A 5,109-nucleotide genomic window follows, 5' to 3' on the forward strand; every position below is an offset into this window, starting at 1 on the left:
GCGGAAATACCCGCCCAGCCGATCGGTCGGCTCACTGGCCAGGCGCACCGTTTGCAGCAACTGCGGCGTCAAACTCGCATCGCGGTCCCGTAACCCGAACGGATCAGGACCAAACCGGTCCTCGGCAACCGGACCGCGACCCGAACGCTCCCGCTCAAGCTCAACCACTCGTGCCCGCTCCACCAGCGCCTGCACTAACGCGTCGCTTGCCCTGGCATCCTCATGGGTGCCACGGGACTCAAGGTGCTCCGCTGACCGCGACCCCCCATCACTGCTGGCCGCTGTGCGCGCCGGCCCGCTAACCTCTGAACCGGCCTCTGGCACGCCCTGCGTCCGCCAACGGTCAAAATCGCTGTGCCTGTCCGGCAATTCGGTCATCAGTCGGTCGTCGCTACCCCCCGACCCGAGATGCCCATCATCCGACGGGGACGATTCATCCTCGTCATGTGGAACGAGCGAAGCCGACCGAAGATCCCTATAGCCGGGCTGACGCCGGATCACCCGAGGACTTCGAGAAACACTTGGCGCACCTTGAACCGGGCCCGATCGGCGCGGGCCGTCACTATCCTCACCAGGCGGATTCATCGGTTCCTGCGAGCCGAACGGTCTTTCGGTCATCGATGCGACTTCATCGGCACTCAATAGCCGCGCACCGTCGGGCAGGCCGATCCCCTGGGTCAGCGGCAACATCGCCAAGGCGGTGGCGTTTGTCGGGTCCACCGCCAAGGTGCCGCGTTGGGGATCAACAAAACTGACCCCACGCTCATCAACCACACCGACATAGACATGGTTGATCTCGTCGCCGCCACCCACGGCGATCAACGCCATCGCACCCGGGCCCGCAGCACCCAACACCGAAGCCGCCGAAGCGAAATCAGCAATCCGCGACACCTGATGCTCGTCGTCGCCCAACCCCAACGACTCACGGTGGAAATTAACCAGATCCACACCCAACAACGGCTCGGTATGCGGGGCTTCAAACGAGCGACCCTCCCGCTCAGAAAGCACAAACGCAAACGCACTCATCACACAATTGGTGATCGCCCCACCAACATCACGCTGCGGATTCACCTCGACCAACCACGGATACCGCTGAACCAGCGACTCCGACGTATGCCCGCTGGGCAACACCGGCCCGACCGGCTCAACCGGCACCGCACCAAACCGTTTGCCCCCCAAATGAAACGCCGAAGCAACCTTTCGAACCCTCTGCCCAAGGGTGGGCACACGCGATACTTCCAGCTGCTTGAGTGCCGCTCCCACCATCTTCAGAATCTGGCCCTCCGCCCCGGCGGTAAAGCCGTTCGCATGCCCGCGGCGCAGCGGCTCGGGCAACTCCTCATAGGCGATCAAAATCCAGTCATCAATGTCGGGGGGAAGGTCATTGAAGGTTTTAAGGAGCTTTGTTCTGATCCGACGAGCCAAGGAGTCGACGTCCTTTGGCGGCAGCCCAGCAGCCCCGCCCACATCAAGCGGCTCACCCCGGCCGCGCCACACTGTTTGGAACCGTTCCCAGCCCACCGGATCCTGCAAAGCGACCAGACGACGTACCTCGAACTCCACCTGTTTGTCGACGGTGCGGCTCCAACCAGACTTCAGATAGTTTGCCCGCACGTCCGCGGGGATCTTCCAGTAGGCGTGCTCGTAGGCCGCCTCGATATCCGCGGTACCCCATTCGGCATCCCTGCGCAGCAGCGAATCCCGCAGCCTGCTGTCGACCCGCGCGACGGTTTTGTTGAAATCGACAGGCCGCAACGCGTCTTTGTAACTGGGGTTCGTCGGTATTCCCAACTGCACAAGCCGATCACGCACCGCCGCATACCCGGACTCGAGGCGAGAGCTACGCTCGGCCCGCTTCGGCTCGGGCAGCCTCTCGTAGGCCATAGCGATCCAGTCATCAACGTCGTCGGGAAGCTGGAGGAATGCGCGCTCTAGCCTGCGGTGGATGTGGTCGAGCAGCTTGTGTTTAGGGGGCAGGCCAGCAGAGCCCCCGACGTCTCGCGGTGGGCTGTCGAACGGCGCCACGCGCCCGCCGGCTCGCCCCAGCTCTTCCCGCACACGGTAATCCACCTCCCTCCACAACGTCGGGCTCCACCCAGATCGCTCATAATTGCGACGCAACTCCCCCGGGAGCTGCGCAAACGCGTCGTCAAAGGCTCGACCGATCCGATCGTCAACATCCTCGGGCAGTTCGACGCCGCCCGCGGTCTGCAGCCTGTATCGGACCCGCCCGACCGTTTCCTGAAGCTGCAGAACGTGATTACGCACCCTCCGGCGCAACCTCTGCTCAAGTTCGGCCCCAGGGCGGGCGCCCTGGCTCATCAATTCGTCGTAAATGCGCGCAATGCGGTGCTCAACATCGTTCGGCAATTTCGCACCGGACTCGGCCTGCAAGCTTTCTTGGACCCGGGCAACCATTGCCTCCAGACCGCGAAGGTGCCCACCCACCTCGCGAGACAACGTCTGCTCGAACACACCCCGCTCCGGGGCACCCTCGCCGGGCAACGTCTGCTCGCTTAGGCGTGACCCGTAATAAACGCGCGCAACGGCGTGCTCAACAACATCGGTCGGCAGCCTATGGCCACGCTCGGTCTGCAGCCGGTCTCGGACCCGGACAACCATTGACCCAAACTCGCGAAGATGCTCACCCACCTCGCGAGACAACATCTCCTCGAGCACACCCCGCTCAGGGGTACCCTCACCGGGCAAGGCCTGTTGGCCCAGCCCTAACGTGTCATAGCTGCGCTCGATACGATTCCCGACATAGTTCGCCAGCTCGCCGAACTCACTTGCCAGCGCGCTATGAACGCTCGAAACGAACTCTTGAAAACCAGGCGGACGGCGGTAACGCGGAGGCCTATCCCCAATATCTGCATACGCCGGAAGCTCCTCCCCACTCTGGGCAGGCGACAACGGCGCAGCTTGCTGCTCATATTGCGGCGGCGCCACCTCGTCGCCCTCTCGAACCGACCCGGCCACAGCATCACTAACACCAGCTGGACCGAAGTATTCAAGAGCATCATCGAAGCCCTCGGCCGCAACATCCGGTGGCGCCGATCCCGAACGTCCCAACCCCGAGCCGAACGGTCTTTCGGTCATCGATGCGACTTCATCGGCACTCAATAGCCGCGCACCGTCGGGCAGGCCGATCCCCTGGGTCAGCGGCAACATCGCCAAGGCGGTGGCGTTTGTCGGGTCCACCGCCAAGGTGCCGCGTTGGGGATCAACAAAACTGACCCCACGCTCATCAACCACACCGACATAGACATGGTTGATCTCGTCGCCGCCACCCACGGCGATCAACGCCATCGCACCCGGGCCCGCAGCACCCAACACCGAAGCCGCCGAAGCGAAATCAGCAATCCGCGACACCTGATGCTCGTCGTCGCCCAACCCCAACGACTCACGGTGGAAATTAACCAGATCCACACCCAACAACGGCTCGGTATGCGGGGCTTCAAACGAGCGACCCTCCCGCTCAGAAAGCACAAACGCAAACGCACTCATCACACAATTGGTGATCGCCCCCCCAGCATCACGCTGCGGATTCACCTCGACCAACCACGGATACCGCTGAACCAGCGACTCCAACGTATGCCCGCTAGGCAACACCGGCCCGACCGGCTCAACCGGCACCGCACCAAACCGTTTGCCCCCCAAATGAAACGCCGAAGGCTGCAAAATCCGCGTCGGCCTAGGCTCCGCGACTGGAGCCGATGGCGCCGCCCCGGGCGTACCGTGCGCATCCGGCGGGATCGATTCAATCGGCGCGCTGGATGGGCCTCCCGATTCCGCCCCGTGCTCAGACACTCGTTCGGCAAAGTCCGGGCCGTGGCCCTGTAGCGGGGGGTTTGCCGTGCTGGACTCCGACAGCTGGGAGTCATGTGTGTGGTCGCCGGTTCGGGCGGGCAGCTGCGGGACGGGCGGGGGCCCATCGGCCTTCGCCGAGTCAGACGGGGGCAGGTCGGTATGGGGCCGGTTCGCCGTGTCTGTCTGATGTGTGCTCGACGTTCCCGGCGGCTCAACGCCGTCCTGCGGCGCACCGAGCGCCGCGGCGGTGGTAGGCCCCCCCGACGCCGCCCTCACGCGGTCTTGATAGTCCAGTAGAAGAGAATCTGGATCTTCGATGTCTAATTGCGCCAGACCGTCGCGCGCGGCGTCGAGCCCTCCACTGGTCGAGCGAGCATGCTGTTCATCGGTCGAAGCGTCCGGCGCAACCGAACGATTGAACGCCTCAACGAACCGGTCCCACGCCTCGAGCCGTCGCCGCGACCGATTCTCTGGCAGCTTGCCCCGACCTTTCTCCGAAAGCGCAGCATCGGCACGCTCATCTAGGTGCCGGCCCCAAGCCTCACGCTGGTCGCCCGACAGCAGCCGAAGAAGACCCGGCGACTTCTCCTGTCTGCCAACAGATTCGACAGGCGCACCCCCGCCACCCTCAAGGACACCGACCGGGCGTTGATCACGCGGCGGTGCGGCCTGTCCGTTACCCGACGAATCATTGCCAGCGGGCCCCCGGTCGCTGTCAGTGCCGGTCGCTGCGAGGGAATCGGTGCCGGCGGCTGCCGAATCGGCATCCGCGTGCGCAGGCATTTGTTCGGCAAAGTCCGGGCCGCCCTGTAGAGGCGGGTTTGCCGTGCTGGACTCCAACACCTGGGAGTGATGTGCCGAAGAATCGTCGCCCGGCCCGGTGCCGCGGCCATGATCAGCGCGACCACTGACGCCCGACGTTGCTGGGGTGCTGTGGTTCTGTTCTGACTCCTCATCACCGCCGCCCCGGAACACAATCGACCCGCCCCGTTCGGTTGCGTCCTCTGACGGGGGTGAAGGCGTGAGCGTTGCTGTCCAGCGGATCACGACGCCCTGAGCATGCCGCGAGGGCAGGGCGGCGCTGGGATCACCTTCTGCGCGGGACGGTTCCTGGCGGCTTATCGCCGACGCATCAAGCAGTTCGCCCAGGTGCGCGCGCACCAAGGTGGCCCGTTGGGGGTCGGCGCCCTCGATCCACACCTCGACCTGGCGGCCGCTGTGTGCGAGGTTGCGCAGATGATCGGCCAGCGCCCCCATGTCCGGCATCGCCGATTCCAGGTCGCGCCGCCCCGGGTCAAC

The 5,109-nt window shown here is 64.6% G+C and carries 2 protein-coding genes; one reads left to right on the forward strand and one right to left on the reverse strand.

Going from position 1 to position 5,109, the window contains the following annotated elements; genetic code table 11:
• On the reverse strand, positions 1-3,591 hold a 3,591-nt coding region (locus A5624_RS28425), incomplete at its 3' end, for a hypothetical protein (RefSeq protein ID WP_232002180.1).
• 1,278 nt (positions 3,592-4,869) lie between these two features.
• Between A5624_RS28425 and A5624_RS28820 the strand changes: the two genes are divergently transcribed.
• A partial coding sequence (locus tag A5624_RS28820) for a hypothetical protein (RefSeq protein ID WP_232002181.1) occupies positions 4,870-5,109 on the forward strand: 240 nt, incomplete at its 3' end.

The organism is Mycobacterium sp. 1482292.6 (assembly GCF_001672995.1).
GTDB lineage: Bacteria > Actinomycetota > Actinomycetes > Mycobacteriales > Mycobacteriaceae > Mycobacterium > Mycobacterium europaeum_A.